The sequence below is a fragment of the Crenobacter oryzisoli genome (assembly GCF_030385785.1).
In the GTDB taxonomy this organism is placed as follows: domain Bacteria; phylum Pseudomonadota; class Gammaproteobacteria; order Burkholderiales; family Chromobacteriaceae; genus Crenobacter_A; species Crenobacter_A oryzisoli.
The window spans coordinates 137,018-153,196 of record NZ_JAUEDK010000007.1 but is presented as its reverse complement, the minus strand read 5'-3'; the positions used below and the strand labels follow the sequence as shown (position 1 = coordinate 153,196).

Genomic DNA, 16,179 nt, shown 5'->3' with positions numbered 1-16,179 from the left:
GGATCGCCTGGAGCAGGTCACGGGCATAGCGCATTTCATTCTTGGCGTATTCGCCAAAGACAGCCTCTCGCACCAGATGCGTCGCCAGCGAAGTCAACGTCAGCAGCCGCAACTGCGGATAGCTGGCGGCTACGCCGGAGGCATAAGCCTGTGCTCCGAAGTGCTGACGATTCTCTGGGGTATCCGAGGTGCGCAAGGTACTGCCATCAATCGCGTAGCGGGCCAATCCGCGCCAGCTCCTTCCCCGCTGATGCCGCTCATCCCAAGCCAGCGCGCTGAGCCCGAAGAGTTGGGCCAACGGTTCCTCGCCGAGGCGCTGCCGCGCCTGGGTCAAGGCGCTCTTGGCAATCTCTGGATTGACCTCGTCAGGCAGCACCAGATCGAGATGAGCGACGACCTCCGGGATGGACTGATGCCGGTACATCGCCAACGCAATGACCAGCCAGACGGCCTGTTCGGCCGGCAATTTACGCCGCCGCACGCTGGCTTTGCCGGTCACTGCAAGCGCGTGGGCGATCCATGCCGGGTCAATTTGCTGAGAAAGTGCAGAGAAATCAGGGTGTTTATGAGCCTTGCTTACCATCTTGACCAACGTGAGGGAGTCAACCTGGCCGGAATATGAGCAAGATTCGCACCATGAAAAATGCCGTTCACTTGCTTAAGTGAACGGCATTAGCCCACCCGGGCGGCATTTTTTTGCCCGCTCTCGCGGCCACCCGTGCTACAACGGGACGTTCCCCAAACGGAGACGCTTCATGATCACGCTGTACGGCGCCGCACTGTCCCCCTACTACAACAAGGTCAAGATCGCCCTGATCGAAAAGGGCGTGAACTTCCAGGAAGTGTTCACCCCACCGTCGCAGGAAGCGGAGGTGCTCGCCAAAAGCCCGATGGGCCGGATCCCCTTCGTCGAGATCAACGGCGCGCCATTGGCGGAATCATCGGTCATCCTCGAGTGGCTGGAGGATGCCTACCCGACCACCGCGCTGTTGCCGCCGACGCCGCTTGGACGCGCACATGTGCGCGAGCTGGTCGCCCTGTTCGAGAACGACCTGTTCATGCCGGCCTTCGCCTTGAGCCACCACCTGATGTGGGGTGCTCCGCTCAGCGACGAGCAGCGCGACGATGCGCTGGTAAAGATGCGCCGCGGTCTCGCCGCGCTGCTCACGCGCGCCAGACTGTCCCCGTGGCTGGCTGGCGATGGCTTCACCCTCGCCGACGTCAGCGCCGCTGCGATGCTGCCCGGCATTGCCGAGTCGACTCGTCAACTGTTCGGTACCAGCCTGATCGACGAGTCGGCCGAGCTGACCGCGCTGCACCGGGCCCTGTCCGAGCGACCGAGCGTGACGCGCTGCTGGGCCGACCGCGCCGCCGCGTTCGAACGCTTCTGGGAGTGGCGCAAACAGCAGGCTGCCGGCTGAGTCGATGCAAAAAAACCGGACGGGATTAACCCCGGCCGGTTTTGTCTGGACCTAGACGAGCGTATCAGCCGCTGTTGCGCAGGCCGGCGGCCACGCCGTTGATGGTCAGGTGGATAGCGCACAGCGCCTCGGAGTCGTTCGCATCATCGCGCAGGCGGCGCAGCAACTCGACCTGCAGCAGGTTCAGCGTGTTCAGGTACGGCAACCGGATCGCGAGGCTGCGCGCCAGCGACGGGTTGTCCTGCAGCAGACGGGTCTGGCCGGTGATCGCGAACAGCGCGTTCTGCGTCTGATTCCATTCGGCCTCGATCGCGCCGAACAGCCGTTCGGCCAAGACCTGATCGGACACCAGCGTAGCATAGCGGCGCGCGATCGCGAGATCGGCCTTCGCCATCACCTGTTCCATGTTCGACAGCACCACCTTGAAGAACGGCGAGCTGCGGTACAGGCTCTGCAGCCGCGCGAGACCCGCGTCGCCATGACGTGCCAGGTAGGCGGTCACCGCCGCGCCGAAGCCGAACCAGCCCGGCAGCATCAGCCGCGCCTGCGACCAGGAGAACACCCACGGAATCGCGCGCAGGTCCTTGATCGAGGTGAGGCTCTTGCGCGAGGCCGGGCGACTGCCGATGTTGAGCTTGGCGATCTCGGCGATCGGGCATGCCTCCATGAAGTACTGCATGAAGCCGTCGGTCTCAACCAGCGCTCGGTACGCGGCGAACGCGTCACCGGACAACTCGGCGAACACCGGCTCGTCGGTCTCGCAGTGCGGTGCGCCGGTCAGGCTCGCCTCCAGCGTGGCGGCGACCAGCGCCTCCAGATTGCGCGCGCCGTTGAGCGTGTCGGCGTATTTCGACGCGATCACTTCGCCCTGCTCGGTGATGCGGATACGCCCGGCAACGCTGCCTGCCGGCTGCGCCATGATCGCCTCGTAAGACGGCCCACCACCGCGGCCGACCGAGCCGCCGCGACCGTGGAACAGCTGCAGCTTGACGCCGGCCTTCGCGAAGCTTTGCACCAGCCGTTTCTCGGCCTGGAACAGTTCCCACTGGCTGGTCAGGTAACCGCCGTCCTTGTTGCTGTCCGAATAACCGAGCATGACCTCCTGCAGGTCGCCACGGCTTTGCAGGAGCTGACGGTACCACGGCAGCGCGAACAGCGCGTCGATCACCACGGTGGCGTTGCGCAGGTCGCCAATGGTCTCGAACAGCGGCACCAGGTTCAGGCGCGCGCGCGGCGTGCCATTGTCGAGCCGAATCAGCCCGGTCTCCTTGCACAGCAGCGCCAATGCCAGGATGTCGCTGACCGTCGCGCAGTTGGAGATGATGCTCTGGCTGATCGCCCCTTCGCCGAACACGTCCTTGATGCGGTTGGCCTCGCGAAAGATCGCCAGCTCCTTCTCGGTGTCGGCACTGTAGTTCAGGTACGGCGAATACAAGAGGCGCGGCATGGCCAGCTCGCGGCTGAGCACGCGCACGCGGGCCGCTTCGTCGAGCGCGCTGTATTCCTCGAGGCCGGCCTGGGCGAACAGCTCGGCGACCACCGCCGCGTGCTTTTCAGCATGCTGGCGCAAGTCCACCGGCATCAGGTAGAAACCGAACACGTCGACCGCGCGGATCAGCCTGGACAGGCGGCCCTCGTTGGCCAGCAGCGCGCTGCCGTATTCGTGTAGCGAATCGGCCAAGAGCGCAAGGTCGGCGGCGAAGGCCGCCGCGTCTGGATAGGCTTCGGCGGCCGGGTAACGGCCCCGCGCGGTCAGGCCGCGTTCGGCGGCCGAGCCGGACAGGCGCGCCTCGATGCGCGCCAACGCGCGACGGTACGGCTCCTCGCGGCGTGCCTCGGCCTGGTCGGGTGATGCGTCGGACAGGGCCTGTACATCGGCGCTGACGCTGACACGGCGGTTCGACAGAGACAGCTCGCGGTACAGACCGGCCAGCTCGTAGAAGTAGTGTTCGAACGCCAGATTGGCCTGACGGGTGAAGGCGTGACGCAGCACGTCGGCGTCGACGTTGGGGTTGCCGTCGCGGTCGCCGCCGATCCAGCTGCCGACCTTGACGAAGGACGGCAGCGCCGGCGCGTCGCCCCAGCCGGCGCGGACCTGCTGTTCGAGCCGCTCGTACAGGCGCGGCAACGCCTGGAAGAAAGTCAGCGGGTGATAGGCGACGCCGTTCTCGATCTCGTCCTTCACCGTCATGCGGAAGTGGCGGATCTCCGAGGTCTGCCACAGCGTCAACAGAACGCGCTTGAGCTTGGCGGTGATCTCGTCGCGCTCGTCGTCGGTCAGATCGTCGCGATTCAGCTGGCACAGGAAAGTGCGCACCGCGCGCTGGCCGTCCAGCACGCTCTGGCGCTGCACCTCGGTCGGGTGCGCGGTCAGCACCGGCACCACGCTGGCGTCGGCCAACGTCTCGCCCAGCTGATTCAGCGTCACGCCATCCTCGCGCAGCTTCTGCAGGGCACGCTTCAGGCTGCCCTGCTGCGGCGCCGAGCCGGCCAGCTTGTGAGCACGGCGGCGGCGGGCATGGTGCAGGTCCTCGGCGATGTTGTACATCTGGGCGTAGAAACCGCAGGCGCGTACCAGCGCGGTGGTATCCGGGCCAGTCAGCGTGCCGAGCCGTTCAGCCAGAGCATCGGCGCTGGCGCCAGCGTCCGGCAGCGCCGCGAGTTCGGCGCGGATTGCCTGGCCGCTCTGTTCGGCCAGGATGTCGGCAAGCAACGCGTCTAGACGCGCCAAGTCCTGCTTGAGCGGCAGGTCCTTGTCCAGTTCTTGGTGACTCATCTATCTCTTCCCTGATGTGGCTATGGTTATGGAATGGTGTGAAAAGCAGTCAGGCAAGCCGGCGTTACCGGTTTGCCTGACGGATCTTCGTCCGATGATCGATCATACCAACTTCGTGCCACCTTCCCGTTAGCTCATTTTGCTATATAAGATTCATCAATCTGCCATACCTTGTTCTACACCGTTTGGCCCTCCGCCAAGCGGTCACGCCCCCCCGTGCTAGAATCGGCGCATCTACCATTGACTATCCCAATCCAAACGCCGCGCATCATGAAGAAACTCGTCATCGCCAGCCGCGAAAGCCGGCTCGCCCTGTGGCAGGCCGAGCACGTCAAGGCCCGCCTCGAGGCGCTCTATCCGGAACTGACCGTCGAAATCCTCGGCATGACCACCCAGGGCGATCAGATCCTGGACAAGACGCTGTCAAAGATCGGCGGCAAAGGGCTGTTCGTCAAGGAGCTGGAGACTGCGCTGGCCGACGGGCGAGCCGATTTGGCGGTACATTCGATCAAGGATGTGCCGATGACGTTGCCGGACGGTTTCGCGTTGGCGGCGATCAGCGAACGCGAAGACCCGCGCGACGCCTTCGTTTCCAACAACTATGCGAGTCTTGCCGAGCTGCCGGCAGGCAGCGTGGTCGGCACCTCCAGCCTGCGCCGCGAGGCACAGCTGCGCGCGCTCTACCCGCAACTGACCGTCAAGCCGCTGCGTGGCAATGTGCAGACCCGCCTTGCCAAGCTCGACAACGGCGACTACGACGCGATCATCCTCGCCGCCGCCGGCCTGAAGCGGCTGGAACTGTCCGAGCGGATTCGCGCCGAGCTCGACCCGGCCGAGAGCCTGCCGGCTGCGGGCCAGGGTGCGCTGGGCATCGAGATCCGCGCCGACCGCGCCGACGTCGCCGAACGTCTCGCGCCGCTGAATCACCCGGACACCGCCGCCTGCGTCGCCGCCGAGCGATCGCTGGCACGCGAGCTGGGCGGCAGCTGCCAGGTGCCGCTCGGGGCCTACGCCACGCTTGCCGACCGTGCGCTGACGCTGCGCGCGCTGGTCGCGCATCCGGACGGCTCGGTGGTGCTGCGTGCCGAGGCGATCGCGCCGATTGAGTACGCCGATGCGCTCGGGCGCGTAGTCGCGAAGAAGCTGATCGATCAGGGAGCACTGCCGCTGATTGCGGCGGTGCTCGCCGAAGGCACCCGCTGACGATGAGCCTCGCCGGTCGCACCGTGCTGGTGACCCGCCCTGCAGCGCAAGGGGCGGCACTGGCCACCCTGCTGACCGCTGCCGGCGCCCAGCCGCTGGCGTTTCCGTTGCTGGACATCGTACCGCAGCCCGACGCGCTCGCCGCACTGCCGGCGCTAGCCGGTGCCGCCGACTGGCTAGTCTTCGTCAGTCCGAGCGCGATCGACGTCGCTTGGCCGGTGCTCGCCGAGCTGCCACCCGCAGCGCGCCTCGCCTGCGTCGGCGCACCCAGCGCCCAGCGGCTCGCCGCGCTGGCGGGCCGCCCGGTGCTGCACCCGTCCAACGGCGCCGACAGCGGCGCGCTGCTGGCCGAACCGGCGCTGGCCGAGCTGGCCGGCCAACGGGTGCTGATCGTGCGCGGCATCGGCGGACGCGCCGAACTGGCCGAGGGCCTCGCCGCGCGCGGTGCTGCGGTCGAGTTCGCCGAGGTCTACCGCCGCGTCGACGCCGCGCCCGACTGGGCCGCGTTTGACAGCGCCGCCGATGCTGGCACACTGGCCGCTGCCTGCGTGACCTCGGCCGAGATTGCCGAGCGTTTATTCCAACTGGCTGGCCGCTCCCGCCAAGCGACGTTACAATCCCTGCTATACAGCGTGCCGCACGCACGCATCGCCGAACGGCTCGCGCAGCTTGGCGCGCGCTATGTCGTGACAACCCCCGCCGGCGACGCCGCACTGGTCGACGGCCTCAGCGAATGGTTCCAACGCCACCCATGAGCGAAACGCAAACCATCGAATCCCCCCCCATCAAGCCCGTTCGGCGTTCGCCGCTATCGGCTGCGCTGCTCGTCGCACTGGTCGCCCTCGGCGTGTCCGGCTGGCAGTACTATGACACTCGCCGCGAACTGGCCGACGTCAAGCTTGCGCTGGCGCAAAAATTGGCCGAGTCGGGCGGTACCGCCAAGGAGCTGCGCGGCCTGACCGAACAGGCGCTGGCGACCAGCCGCGCCACCGACGGCAAGCTGGCGGTAGTTGAAGCCCGCGTCAACGAGTCGGCCGGTCAATACGCTACGCTCAACAATATGTACCAGGAGCTAACCAAGAACCGCTCGGACTGGCTCCTGTCCGAGGTCGAGCACACGCTGGCGGTGGCCAGCCAGCAGCTACAGCTGGCCGGCAACGTGCCGGCGGCGATCACCGCGCTCGAAGGTGTCGATGCTCGGCTCGCCAAGTTCGACCGGCCGCAGCTGATCAGCGTGAAACGCGCGGTGGCAAAAGACCTGGAAACGCTGAAGGCCTTGCCCTACCTCGACACCGTCGGCCTGACGGTGAAGATTGACCGGCTGCAACTGGGCGTCGACAGCCTGCCGCTGACGGTCGACCAGCACCGACTGGCACCGAAGCAGAGCGTACTGCCGGCCCCGGTGGCTGCGTCCGAGCCGATGTGGGAGCGCCTGATCGCCGACGTCAGCCGCAGCCTGGGCGAGCTGGTGCACATCCGCCGCATGGACAAGCCCGAGGCACTGCTGTTGTCGCCAGAACAGGCGTTCTTCCTGCGCGAGAACCTGAAGCTGCGCCTCCTGGATGCGCGCCTAGCGCTGATCCAACGCGACGGCAACACCTACAACACCGACATCGCGGGCGCCCAAAGCTATGTCCAACGCTACTACGACCGCGATGCGCCAGCCACGCAGAAGTGGCTCGCCACGCTGGCTGAACTGAAGGGCGCTCCACTCAATGTCGCGCTGCCTGATCTGACCGCCAGCCTGAAAGCCGTGCGCGATGCACAAGGCACGGGAGATCAGCCGTGAAGTTTGTGATCTGGATTGTCGGCCTGTTCGCGCTGGCGGTGCTGGTGGGGCTCGCCTCCACCGTCAACACCGGCTACGCCATCCTGTTCCTGCCGCCGTATCGCATGGAGGTGTCGTTCAACGCGCTGATCATCGGCATCCTGCTCTTGATCGTGGTGGTGCACTTCGTATTGCGGCTGATCGGTATCGCCGCGCGCATGCCCGAGGAAGTGCGCCGCTTCCAGCGCCAAAAGAAACTGAAAGCCGCCCGCCACGCACTGCGCGAGGCCGGCATCGCCTTCTTCGAGGGCCGATTCCAGCGCGCCGAGCGCGAGGCAATCCGTGCTATCGACAACGAGGAAAGCGAGGACAACCGTGCACTGGCGCTGTTGATCGCCGCCCGAGCGGCCGGCTCGATGCGCGACTACGACAAGCGCAATCAGTACCTCGCCAAGCTCGATGCCCTGCCGTCGCGGCTGCAACTGGCTCACCACGTGCTGGAGGCCGAACTCAAGCTCGATGCCAAGGATGCGCCGGGCGCACTGGCAGCGGTCGAGCGCGCCCGCACGATCTCGCCCAACCTGACCAGCGCACTGAAGATCGAATTGCGCATCCGCCTGTTGCAGAAACAGCCGGAAGCAGTGCTGGCGCTGACCGAGAAACTGTTGAAATCGGATGCGATCGACGCCGAGCAAGCGCGCCGTTACCGGCTGACCGCGTACCGCCAACAGTTGGCCGCGCTGACCAGCGGCGCAGAGATCCAGGCGTGGTTCAAGCGCATCCCCGATGTAGAACGTGCCAACCCGGACCTGCTCGCCGACGTGGTGGCGCGGCTGACCGAACTTGAGGACAGCGACCAGGCTGCAACACTGATTGCACAGGCGCTCGGCGACGAAGAGCTCGCGACCCCGGAACTGGCGCAAAAACTCGGCCGCCTCGCCGCCTCGCTGTCGCCGGACAAGCGGCTGGCGCTGATGCACGAGGCCGAAGGCTGGCTGACGAGCCGCCCGAACGACCACCTGTTGCTACTGGCGCTGGGCCGCCTCGCGCTGGCGCAACAGCTGTGGGGCAAGGCGCAGAGCTATCTCGAAGCCAGCCTGTCGCTGACGCCGACGCTGACGGCACACGCCGAGCTGGCGCGCCTCTTCGAGGCTACCGGCAAGGAGGGCGAGGCACATCGGCATGAGACGCAATGCCTGCGCATGGCGCTGGAGATGGGCTACTGAGCGGATGCCGCCAACGACAACGGGAAGCCGAGGCTTCCCGTTTTTTTATGGCGCTTCCGCTCAAAAACCCAGCGCCGCCAACTCCTCGCGGCTCAATCTGCGCCATTCGCCTTCGGCCAGGTCGCCAAGCCCGACAGACCCCAGGCTCAGCCGATGCAACCCCACGACCCGGTTGCTGGCGGCGGCAACCATCCGCTTGACCTGATGGTACTTTCCCTGGGTGATCGTCATGTCGATAGTGTATGAATCGACCACCGTGACCGTCTCGGCAATGATCTTTTCGTCATCGTCCTTCAGGTACACCCCCTTGAGCAGCTGGGCAACCAGCTCGTCGACGACCGGATGCTTCAACGTCACCCGGTAGCACTTGGGCACCAGCTTCTTTGGCGAGGTCAGCGCATGGATGAACTGGCCGTCGGTGCTCATCAGCAATAGGCCGGTGGTATCGACGTCGAGCCTGCCGACCGCAGCGATGCCAAGTGCCTCGAACTGGTACGGCAACAGGTGAAATACGCTGGGGTTGTGCAGCGGCCGGTGCGAGGTCTCATAGCCGCCGGGCTTGTGCAGCATCAGGTAGAGGGGCAACTCGAGCAATGACCAGGCCTCGCCGTCCACTTCAAGTTCGCCAAGCGCCCCCGGGTCGACCTGTTGGCGATAGTCAGCGGCCGGCTCGCCGTCGATGGCGACCAGTCCGGCCTCGATCAGTTTGCGGCATTCCTTGCGGCTGCCGAAGCCCTGCTCGTGCAGGAGTCGGTAGAGTTCTTTCATCCGCGCGATGGTAGCACGGGCGGGAACCCCTAGACCTGTGCGGAGCGACGCAACGCGACTTCCCCCGGCGCCAGGCGGTCGATCGATGCACGGTAGACGCGGTTGCGCCCGTGGGACTTTGCGGCATATAGCGCCGCATCGGCCGCATCGAGCAGACGCTTTGTGTCGGTTCCATGCTGTGGGGCACAGGCGACACCGAGCGACAACGTGACCGCGAGCATGCCGTTGGCCGACGGAATCACCAGCTCAGCCACGCCTTGCCGCAGTCTCTCGGCCTTGGCGTAGCTGACCTCCATCGAGGCGCCCGGCAGCACCACGACGAACTCCTCACCACCGTAACGGCAGACAATGTCGTCGCTACGGAAGTGCGCGCGCAAATATTGGCCCAAAGTGGCGAGCACCATGTCCCCGGTCAAATGGCCATGGTTATCGTTGATCTGCTTGAAATGGTCGACGTCGAGCATGATCAGCCCAACCGGTCGCTGCTGAGCCAGCAAGTGCGACAGCGTGTTCGATAGCGAGCTGTCTAGGTAGCGACGATTGAACAGGCCAGTCAGCGGGTCGCGCACAGCCTGCTCACGCAGGCCGTGCTGCAGCTCCTCGATCTCGCTGACCTGTTGTCGCAAGGCATCGTTGGCCGCCTTCAGGCTGGACTCGAGACGCTTGCGTTCACTGATATCGTTGATGCCGGTAAGCACGCACAACACGCCGTTGCTCTTGATCACGGTACACGACAGCCAAGCCCAGAAGCGTCGACCGTAGCCATCGATCAGCTCGACCTCGCGATCGAGGATAGTGCCTTGGTTGCGCAGGATGCCGGAGATCTGGTCACGCTCGGTCTCGTCCGCATAGAACGCCTGCACATAGAGCGGTGCCCCCGGCAGCAACTGATAATGGAACAAGGCTTCAGCACGCGGATTGGCGTAGACGACCTGACCGTCGGACAGCTGGTTCATCACCATAGGAAACGGCGCGGCATCGGCCACCAGCTTGAAGCGCGCCTCGCTCTCGCTCAGCTCGCGAGTGCGCGCACGAACCTTGTCCTCCAAATGCTGATTGGCGTCGCGCAGGAACAACTCGGACTCCTCGCGCTCGGCCACCAGCGAGCCGACCACCAGCAATGCCACAGACTGCACCATCACCAGCGTGCCGGTGCACAGTAAGGCCTGACGAATCGAATCGATATAGAAGACCCCGCCGCCGTGGACAGTACCGACCAGCGCGACCAGCGCGACCAGCGTCGAGAGCAGGTGGGACTGCCACAGAGGGAAACGGGCCACCGTCCAAATCATCGGCAGCATCAGCAGGAACGACAGTACCGCCAACTGACCACCGTCACCGTGGACCACCCAGAACAGCATGGCTGCGACCCCCAGCGTGCAGCAGGTCAGGACCATGCGCTCGAGAAAGCGCCACTGCCCCCAGAAGCCAGGGCGCTCGTAGGCCTCAAGCACCAGCAGTGCCAACGGTGCGAACAGCAGAATCCCCCCAGCGTCGGACAGCCACCATCTCAGAAAGTGAGTGGCAAGCGACAAGGCATCGTCGCCCCCTGACAACGAGAGCGCTGCAGTGCCGCCGACCGCTGCGATCAGCGACGGCAGCGCCGTGCCGCACCAGAGGAACGGCCAGACATCACGCTGGCGGGACAGACGCAGCGGCGCACGGTGCAGTTGACGCAACAGGCGAGCACCGATCCAGGGACCGAGCGCCGCCATGGTGCCGACGAGCATTGCCGCCGGCCCCGGCATTCCGCCCAACTGGAAAGTGACCCAGCATGCACCGAGCCAGACCCCGGGCAAGCCCCGTCCGCTGCGCCAGATGAAAAGCACCAGCGCCAAGGCGGAAGGCGGCCAGAGCGGTGCCGGCAATAACCCCTGCGTCGGGAACAAGAGAGTCGTTGCGCCGCCCACCAGCGCATAGAGGAGCGCGGTGACGGGCACGTCGAGGTGCAGACGCGCGAAACCCTTGAGTCGAGAAACCCAAACGTTCAACAGAGCGAAATCCTTTGTAGTTTTTTTATCTGTGCGGCCCGCTTCAGCCCCTGGCCGCTGTCTGATCTGGCGGTAGTTTACTCGCCGATCATGACAAATGCCTAACACTCAAAAAGCATTGGCACTAATAGCTAATAGACGACATGGGAATAGTTTTCCACTGGGAAATGAAGAGGTTAACAAAAATTTCATTGGCATATTCTGACCTATTTCGCCGCCGCAACAATCGACAATCGCCATTGCTGCTCCGACAAGCGGCAAGAAGGCAGGGCGGTAGGCGGTAGGCGGTAGGCGGTAGGCGGTAGGCGGTAGGCGGTAGGCGGTAGGCGGTAGGCGGTAGGCGGTAATTCTGCTGCATTCCAGATCCATAACATGTTATTACACATGTTATTCGTTAATAAAATTACATATCGATTGTCCTGGCTCAAAACACCTAAAAAAACACTATTCCAGCCCCCTACAGACAAGCCCGGTAAAACAGCCTGCCATGCATCATCCGCAGGTCGATGGGAGAGCCTGGGGCATCGCTGCTCTAAGCCCCCGCTCGACCGGCACACCAGGAAGGCGGCCGCGCCGGTCAGCCGTCATGTGATGCTTAACGACGGACGTTCACTCGGCCACAATGACCCGTATTAGATTTGTTTCTTCCCCCTGCATCTTCATGGACTCGACCTTCCGCCTCGCCACCGCCGCCGACCTGCCGGCCATCGTTGCCATCTACAACAGCACTATCCCTTCGCGCCAGGTCACTGCCGACCTGGAACCGGTCAGCGTCGAAAGCCGTCAAGACTGGTTTGACGCGCACCAGACGCCGCGACGCCCCCTGTGGGTGCTCGAACAGGACGGCGAGGTGCTCGGCTGGGCCAGCCTGTCGGATTTCTACGGCCGCCCGGCCTATCAGGGTACGGCCGAATTGAGCGTCTACCTGCGCGAAGATTGCCGCGGCCGGGGTCTCGGGCGACGTCTCCTCGACGAGGCGCTCGAACGCGCGCCTGCACTGGGCATCGACACGCTGCTCGGCTTCATCTTCGGCCACAATCTGCCGAGCCTGACGCTGTTCGAACGCTACGGATTCAGCCGCTGGGGTACGCTGCCGGCGGTGGCGGAACTGGACGGGGTGAAACGCGATTTGATCATCGTCGGCCGCCGGGTGTAGGCGAGGTCGCCACGACGGGCAGCAGTCCGCTTGCCTGACGGCGATGACGCCCAAGCTCGCCGTACTGCCCGGCTCGCTTTAGAATGAGCGCCCAAGCAATCCAAGCAAATAGACAGTTTTCAATAAGGGTGACAACTCAGATGAGTGCAGGGCAAGACAAGCTGGACGCCGTGGTCGTGGTGTTGAGCCTGGAAGATCAGCCGGCCAGCGGCTTCATCGACCTGATTCAAAACCTGGTGCAATTGCCGACCCGCTACCGGGTCCGGGTAGTGGCCAAGCAGACAGCACGTTTCGATCTGCCCTCCGCGTGCTTGGCCGCGGCCGCTGGCCAAGTCGGCCAGCAGCTCTCGGCGCTGCTGTCGGAACGCGTGACCAGCATCCCGCATGTGATCGTCTGCGACGGCACCGCCGCGCTGGAGGCGGCCGTGCGCTTCAAGCAGGCCAATCCGTGGCCGACCGCCCTGGTGGTGCATCGCGACCAGAAAACCCCGTTCGAGAAGACCCGTCGCAACCGCTGGCTGCAGGACAAGATGGTGTCGGTCAACCTGATGCCGACCCTGGCGCACAATCTCTATTATTCCAAGTTCACCCAGGGTCATCCGGACGGCAACAGCCCGCTGCCACTGAACAACCCGGTGATCCTGGAGCAGCCGCGCTTCGATGGCAAAGCGGAGCGGACCCTGGACTACACGCTCGAAGCGCTGTTGACCGGCAACCGCCAGCCGCCTTGGCTCGGCAAGCCCAAGCTCGACTACTCGCACATCCGCCTGAGCTACGTCACCTATTTCTACATCAATCAGAAGAGCCCGGACACCGTCTACCAGCTGCTCGAGCACTATTCGAAATACCCGCCCGAACTGCTGGACCAGATCCAGTTCGTGCTGGTCGACGACGGCTCGCCGCTGGAATACGAACCGCGCGATTACGGTCTCAACATCACCTGGGTGAAGGTGGACGAGGACATCCCGTGGAATATGGCTGGCGCGCGTAACCTCGGCTTCCTCTATGCCAAATCCGAGAACGTCATCCTCACCGACGTCGACCATGCCTTCCCAGTCGAAGTCCTGCAGGAACTGGTGAAGAAGCGTCCGGTCGGCAAGCAGATCTACCGCTTCTGGCGCCGTGACGACAAGGGCGCCTACTACGGCGCTCATCCAAACGTGTTCCTGCTGGCGCGCTCGCGCTTCTTCCGCTTCTTCGGCTACGACGAGGAGTTTGCCGGTGCCTACGGGGCCGACGACACCCGCTTCGTCAAATTCCAGAAGGCGCAGGGCACCCGTGCGTGGCGTCTGCCGAAACGGTTCTGGTGCTACGAGCGCGAGGTGGACCGCGACAACTCCTACCACACGCTGGTACGCGACTTGTCGTTCAACACCGGCGCCGACTCGCGCAAACGACTGGAACTCGACTACTTCGGCGGCGACGAGCGTGGTCACACCCGCAACTTCCTCGACTTCAAGTGGCACGTGTCGCTGAACCACCAGCGCACGCCAACACCGCGCCCGCTGACGCCGCGTCGAGGCTGGAAGCTGCGCTGGCTGCTACGCCAGCTGCTGCCCAACCTCAACCCCTAAACGGCACCGACACGATCCAGCCTTCCAGCGGATCGGCTTCGTCCGGCAGGCCGAAGTGGCGATCGCGCCGCTGTTCGGCCCAGGCCGCCTGCAGCAGGCACAGCGCGGCGTCGAGCGCGTCGCCGCTGGCGTCGTTGAGCAGCTCGGCGCGCGATGCGGCAGGCACGGACAGGGGCGGCCAGCCGGGCAGGGCGCCGGCTTCCAGCGCGCCGACGATGCGCTCCCGCTCGATGCGGCGGGCTTCGGTCTGCCGCGCCCTGTCGTCGCTCTTGTATGAAGCGCGGGTGATCTGCCTGGCGACGTAACCGGGATAGGCCTCGAGCGCGATACGCAGCGGGTCGCCATCGACGAGACCCGGCACGCTGACACCCGCCAGGGCCAGCCGCGGCGCCCCTTCGAGCAGCATCCACGCCACCGGCGGATTTACCCATTTCATCGATGGCGACGAGCCGGCCAGCCGGTCGCAAGCACGGTGGGCGAACTTCTGTCCGGCCGGCCGCGCGTCGCACCAGGCCTGGAAGCGGCGCTTCAGGAAGGGGCGCGCCTGGTCGGCCGGTAACGCAGAGAGCCACGCCATCAGCGCCGGCCAGCAGTCCGGCCAACCTTCCTCCTCGACCAGCGCACGCGGCAGCGAAAACGGGAAGTCGAAACCGGCCAACCACGGCCCAGGCCGGGCGAGCAAGGCGTCGAAATCGGCCAGTGTGGGCAGACGTTCCAGTTCACCGAGCCGGCAGACATGACCGTCCAGATGGCCGGCGGCGACCACAATGGGCTTCCTCTGGCTCGGCCTGCTGGAAAAATCGATGCCGAACAGCTTGCCTCTCATGACTCGCCGCCCAGTGGCCAGCGCGCCAGCTCGACGTAGCTCGGCCCTTGCGGGCCCATCGTCGATTCGACCAGCGCGAGGTGGTCGAGCGGCCAGTGAAGCGACGCAACCGAATGGGAGCGCCAATGACGGCGGGCGCTGCGCAGCAAGGTCAGATGGGGACGGTAACGGCGTCGCTCGACGAGGAAGCCGGCGTCCCGCAGCGCGGTGTTCAGGCGCTCGGCCAGCTCGATCAAGCCGGGAGGCGGCGCGGACGGGGCAAGCCAGCCGATGCCGTTGTCCCAGCCACCGAGCGTATTGAAGTCAATCGACTGCGCCGTGCTCGCCGCAGCGACGCGCGCTGCGAGCGTGGTCAGCTCGACCAGGCGGGTGTCATCGACGTCGCCGAGAAAGGCCAGCGTCAGGTGCAGCCGCACTCGCGGCACCACCCGACCACCGAGGCGCGCGTGCAGCCGCTCGCTGTGGTGGTGCAGAACGGGTAGGGCACTGGCCGGCGGCCAGCTGGCGAAAAACAGGCGCATAGTGTCGGTTCGGACTACGCGTCGCGAACGAAACCCGGCGAGACTGCCGTGCTACATGACGGCACAAGCTGCCGGAGGGCCGTGGGCGGCGCAGCATACGGTTAGAGGGAAGGACAGGCCGGAGCTTGGCGCCGGCGTGCACGCGGCGTTATGGTAGCGGTCGTTAACATGCGCCACGACCCGGCGTTCTGCCCGGAGCAATGCGGCGAGGCAGAACGGTACCCGGGGACGATGTTGCTAGCTGCTTAAAGACCGTACCCCGTTATCACAGGATACACGCCATGCTGCTGAGTCTCGACCAAGCTCTGAGTTTTCTCGCCGTCGCAATGCTGATCACCGTCTCGCCCGGTCCGGACAACCTGCTAGTGCTGAGCACCGGCGCCTCGCGCGGCCGCCGCGCCGGCATGGCGTTCGGCCTCGGTTGCGCGACCGGTTGCCTGAACCATACCGCCCTGGCGGCGCTCGGGGTGTCGGCGCTGATCGCGGCGTCGCCGATGGCGTTCACCGCGCTGAAACTGGCCGGCGGACTGTACCTGGTGTATCTGGGCGTGCAGGCGATCCGCCATGCCGGCGACGGGATGGGTCAGACTCGGACGGCCGGTGCCGAGCCGCCTTGGGCGCTGTTCCGCAAGGGGCTGATCGCCAACTCGATCAACCCCAAGGTGGTGTTGTTCTTCCTCGCCTTCCTGCCCCAATTCGTCGACAGCGGCGCCGGCCACACCGGCTGGCAGATCGCCCAGCTCGGCGTGTTGTTCACGCTGCAGGCGGCGCTGCTGTTCGGCCTGCTCGGCTACTGCGCCGGCCGGATCGGCGCCTGGCTGCAGCGTCGTCCCGGCGTCGGCAGCTGGCTCGACCGCGTCGCCGGCACGGTGTTCGTCGGCCTCGGACTGAAGCTAGTGCTGGGGCGCTGAACGAATGCGGAGACGACAAGACCGGGCCAGGCCCGGTC

Annotated in this window: 14 protein-coding genes; 8 read left to right on the top strand and 6 right to left on the bottom strand. The window is 65.3% G+C overall.

Annotation, left to right across the window (positions count from 1 at the left end; genetic code table 11):
* Positions 1-583, bottom strand: a 583-nt coding sequence (locus QU481_RS06235; protein WP_289829065.1) for a transposase domain-containing protein, incomplete at its 3' end; no start/stop codon positions are given.
* 172 nt (positions 584-755) lie between these two features.
* Between QU481_RS06235 and QU481_RS06230 the strand changes: the two genes are divergently transcribed.
* Positions 756-1,421 (top strand): glutathione S-transferase family protein, encoded by a 666-nt coding sequence (locus tag QU481_RS06230; RefSeq protein ID WP_289829064.1) that lies wholly within the window; start codon positions 756-758, stop codon positions 1,419-1,421.
* Between the two features lie 64 nt (positions 1,422-1,485).
* Here the strand turns inward: QU481_RS06230 and ppc are convergent, their stop codons facing one another.
* Positions 1,486-4,197: a phosphoenolpyruvate carboxylase gene (gene ppc / locus QU481_RS06225; protein ID WP_289829063.1), complete on the bottom strand. Its 2,712-nt coding sequence runs from the start codon at positions 4,195-4,197 to the stop codon at positions 1,486-1,488.
* A 270-nt stretch (positions 4,198-4,467) separates the two neighbouring features.
* Here ppc and hemC point away from each other — a divergent pair, with 270 nt between their 5' ends.
* Genes hemC through QU481_RS06205 form a run of 4 tightly spaced genes read left to right on the top strand, consistent with a single transcriptional unit; the run spans position 4,468 to position 8,394 of the window.
* Positions 4,468-5,400 (top strand): hydroxymethylbilane synthase, encoded by a 933-nt coding sequence (gene hemC, locus QU481_RS06220; RefSeq protein WP_289829062.1) that lies wholly within the window; start codon positions 4,468-4,470, stop codon positions 5,398-5,400.
* Positions 5,401-5,402: 2 nt separating this feature from the next.
* Positions 5,403-6,155: a uroporphyrinogen-III synthase gene (locus QU481_RS06215; protein ID WP_289829061.1), complete on the top strand. Its 753-nt coding sequence runs from the start codon at positions 5,403-5,405 to the stop codon at positions 6,153-6,155.
* Entirely contained in the window at positions 6,152-7,189 is a 1,038-nt protein-coding gene (locus QU481_RS06210) for a uroporphyrinogen-III C-methyltransferase (RefSeq protein WP_289829060.1), read from the top strand. The genes QU481_RS06215 and QU481_RS06210 overlap by 4 nt, the downstream gene beginning before the upstream one ends.
* A complete protein-coding gene (locus tag QU481_RS06205; RefSeq protein WP_289829059.1) occupies positions 7,186-8,394 on the top strand; it encodes a heme biosynthesis HemY N-terminal domain-containing protein in 1,209 nt (402 codons plus the stop codon). Before QU481_RS06210 ends, QU481_RS06205 begins: the two co-directional genes overlap by 4 nt.
* Positions 8,395-8,454: 60 nt before the next feature.
* On the opposite strand, the gene QU481_RS06200 is transcribed toward QU481_RS06205, so the two are convergent.
* Entirely contained in the window at positions 8,455-9,162 is a 708-nt protein-coding gene (locus tag QU481_RS06200; RefSeq protein WP_289829058.1) for a pseudouridine synthase, read from the bottom strand.
* A gap of 29 nt (positions 9,163-9,191) precedes the next feature.
* The gene (locus tag QU481_RS06195; protein ID WP_289829057.1) at positions 9,192-11,153 is read right to left on the bottom strand and encodes a sensor domain-containing diguanylate cyclase; all 1,962 of its coding nucleotides are present in this window, start codon (positions 11,151-11,153) and stop codon (positions 9,192-9,194) included.
* A gap of 661 nt (positions 11,154-11,814) precedes the next feature.
* Here QU481_RS06195 and QU481_RS06190 point away from each other — a divergent pair.
* Positions 11,815-12,309: a GNAT family N-acetyltransferase gene (locus QU481_RS06190; protein ID WP_289829056.1), complete on the top strand. Its 495-nt coding sequence runs from the start codon at positions 11,815-11,817 to the stop codon at positions 12,307-12,309.
* Positions 12,310-12,449: 140 nt separating this feature from the next.
* Positions 12,450-13,883, top strand: a complete 1,434-nt coding sequence (locus tag QU481_RS06185; protein ID WP_289829055.1) for a glycosyltransferase family A protein — start codon at positions 12,450-12,452, stop codon at positions 13,881-13,883.
* Here QU481_RS06185 and QU481_RS06180 read toward each other — a convergent pair.
* Entirely contained in the window at positions 13,873-14,709 is an 837-nt protein-coding gene (locus tag QU481_RS06180) for a DUF429 domain-containing protein (RefSeq protein WP_289829054.1), read from the bottom strand. The genes QU481_RS06185 and QU481_RS06180 overlap by 11 nt on opposite strands.
* The gene (gene thpR / locus QU481_RS06175) at positions 14,706-15,230 is read right to left on the bottom strand and encodes an RNA 2',3'-cyclic phosphodiesterase (RefSeq protein ID WP_289829053.1); all 525 of its coding nucleotides are present in this window, start codon (positions 15,228-15,230) and stop codon (positions 14,706-14,708) included. The genes QU481_RS06180 and thpR overlap by 4 nt, the downstream gene beginning before the upstream one ends.
* Positions 15,231-15,511: 281 nt before the next feature.
* Here thpR and QU481_RS06170 point away from each other — a divergent pair, with 281 nt between their 5' ends.
* Positions 15,512-16,141, top strand: coding sequence for a LysE family translocator (locus QU481_RS06170; protein ID WP_289829052.1), 630 nt, complete (start codon positions 15,512-15,514; stop codon positions 16,139-16,141).
* The last annotated feature ends 38 nt before the right edge of the window (positions 16,142-16,179 follow it).

Coding starts and splice junctions, on each gene's coding strand:
- QU481_RS06230 (WP_289829064.1), top strand. CDS start 756: ATGATCACGCTGTACGGCGCCGCACTGTCCCCCTACTACAACAAGGTC.
- ppc (WP_289829063.1), bottom strand. CDS start 4,197: ATGAGTCACCAAGAACTGGACAAGGACCTGCCGCTCAAGCAGGACTTG.
- hemC (WP_289829062.1), top strand. CDS start 4,468: ATGAAGAAACTCGTCATCGCCAGCCGCGAAAGCCGGCTCGCCCTGTGG.
- QU481_RS06215 (WP_289829061.1), top strand. CDS start 5,403: ATGAGCCTCGCCGGTCGCACCGTGCTGGTGACCCGCCCTGCAGCGCAA.
- QU481_RS06210 (WP_289829060.1), top strand. CDS start 6,152: ATGAGCGAAACGCAAACCATCGAATCCCCCCCCATCAAGCCCGTTCGG.
- QU481_RS06200 (WP_289829058.1), bottom strand. CDS start 9,162: ATGAAAGAACTCTACCGACTCCTGCACGAGCAGGGCTTCGGCAGCCGC.
- QU481_RS06190 (WP_289829056.1), top strand. CDS start 11,815: ATGGACTCGACCTTCCGCCTCGCCACCGCCGCCGACCTGCCGGCCATC.
- QU481_RS06185 (WP_289829055.1), top strand. CDS start 12,450: ATGAGTGCAGGGCAAGACAAGCTGGACGCCGTGGTCGTGGTGTTGAGC.
- QU481_RS06180 (WP_289829054.1), bottom strand. CDS start 14,709: ATGAGAGGCAAGCTGTTCGGCATCGATTTTTCCAGCAGGCCGAGCCAG.
- thpR (WP_289829053.1), bottom strand. CDS start 15,230: ATGCGCCTGTTTTTCGCCAGCTGGCCGCCGGCCAGTGCCCTACCCGTT.
- QU481_RS06170 (WP_289829052.1), top strand. CDS start 15,512: ATGCTGCTGAGTCTCGACCAAGCTCTGAGTTTTCTCGCCGTCGCAATG.